Source organism: Acidobacteriota bacterium (genome assembly GCA_030949985.1).
Classification (GTDB): domain Bacteria; phylum Acidobacteriota; class Polarisedimenticolia; order J045; family J045; genus JALTMS01.
Genome location: JAUZRX010000094.1, coordinates 1 through 1799 on the forward strand (window position 1 = coordinate 1; position 1799 = coordinate 1799).

Consider the following 1799-nt stretch of genomic DNA (forward strand, 5'->3'; position numbering starts at 1 on the left):
GGCTGACCCGCGGCTACCGTTTGACCCTCGCACGGCGCGCATAGGGGTTGACCAGCTTGGAGCAAACGCTGCCGATGTCGCACTCACGGGCGAAGCACCGGCGCCTACGCAGTTCCAGACGCCAGTTGAACTGTCCGCACCACAGGCCCCCACGCCAGCGCCGGCTGCGTCTGCAGCTTCCTCACCGAATGTATATTACAGCCCGTCCACGCACCAGATGTTCGTTGGCGGAAAGGTATTCAATGCAGACGACGCCGCTGCGGCGCTGGCGTCACAAAAGATAGCTGCATCACGGGCGAAGCCTCCGAAGGACGTAGCCGGCGATTGGCAAAAGCTGGACTCTGCCGGGTATCAGCAGTACCTGAGCAGCTTCTCCGAGCCCCTCGGGTTTTTCGGCAACCTCGGCGTCGGCCTGCAGACCACCGGCGAAGCCATTGTCGGCGGTGTCGGTGACGCCATGCAGATGTCGGACAACCCGTCTGTGCAGGAAACAGGCAAGGCCATAGCCGATTTCGCGCAGCGGAATATAGGGCTGTCGCAGTCGCAAGAGGCAAGGCTGGCTGCCATAGCCAAGAACCGCAGTTTTGCCGGCAGCCTGTATGACACCACAGTGCAGGCTATCCCGTCCATGGCTGCGTCTATTGGGGCTGGTATCGCAGGCGCCGCTGTAGGTGGCCCGGCAGGCGCGTTCGCTGGTGTCGCTGCCGTGACAGGCACGATGGAGCTGCAGTCGTCATTCGAGGAAGCCCAGCAGCGTGGGCTCAACGTGCACGCGCCAGAGGTGCAGGCTGACATAATCAAGTCGACGCTGTTCAAGACGGCCATCCAGACGGCAGGCGAGGGCATCATCGCCAAGGGGCTGTCGCCAGCGCTGCGGAAAACGGTGGACAAGGTCGTCAAGACCAGCATAGGCAAGCGCATTGTGCAGGGCACCAAGCTTGGTGCGCTCGAAGGCACGATGGAGGCGCTGGCGCAAGTCACCGACCACGTCATGTTTGATCCTGAGCTGCGCAAGCAGCTTGACAATGGCGACATCGCCGCGCTCGCGCCGCTCGTCGCGCAGAGATATGGCAAGGAAGCAGCCCTCGCCTTCGGGGCTGGCTTCCTGCTAGGCGGCCCGCTTGGAGCCATGCACCTAGACCCGTTGGTAGACGCCAAGCCAAACCCGAAGCCGGTAATGCCGAAGCGCGACTTGTCTGGCGATGAACCGGCGAACCTGCTTACTGCGACATCGCTGCCCGGCCCAGACGCACCGGCCGGGTTGCTGCCACCGCCTACTGACCCGAAGCTGTCTCCTACAGGCGGCGGGGCTGCAATACCAATGGGCGGGCGCGTAGGGCCTGACCCGAACGCCGGCCCGGTGGAGCGCTTCGCGCCGCCTAACCTGCAAGGAGCAGCGGTAGGCCCGGTGGATACTGCCGGCACCAAGGTTGTCAGTACAATTCCGCCAGCGAACAAGCTTACAACGCAGACCACCATGTTTGACGCTGGCCTGCTGCCGGACCGTGTGCAGCAGGCTCCTGCCCCGTGGCAAGACGCAGTGCCCCACCCTGACAGCACGGCGCAAACGGCAGATACACAGGTGCAGCCGTCGCTGCCGCTCGGCTTCAAGCTGCCGCCGAAGGAGGCGAAGGCGCCGCCGAACGCCATGACCGAGAAGCTGGCTGCGCTCAAGGCAAAGATGGAAGCTCCTGCCGACCCGCAGGAAGCGGCCATACGCGATCAGGTTCAGGCAGACTTGCTGGCCCAGCAGCACCAGACCCCACAGGTTGACCCCGCCGAGGTGCAGGCCATCATTG

General features: G+C 64.0%; 1 protein-coding gene. It reads left to right on the forward strand.

Features of this window, described 5'->3' with window-relative positions:
- Positions 1-217 precede the first annotated feature (217 nt).
- Positions 218-1799, forward strand: a 1582-nt coding sequence (locus tag Q9Q40_14460) for a hypothetical protein (GenBank protein MDQ7008421.1), incomplete at its 3' end; no start/stop codon positions are given.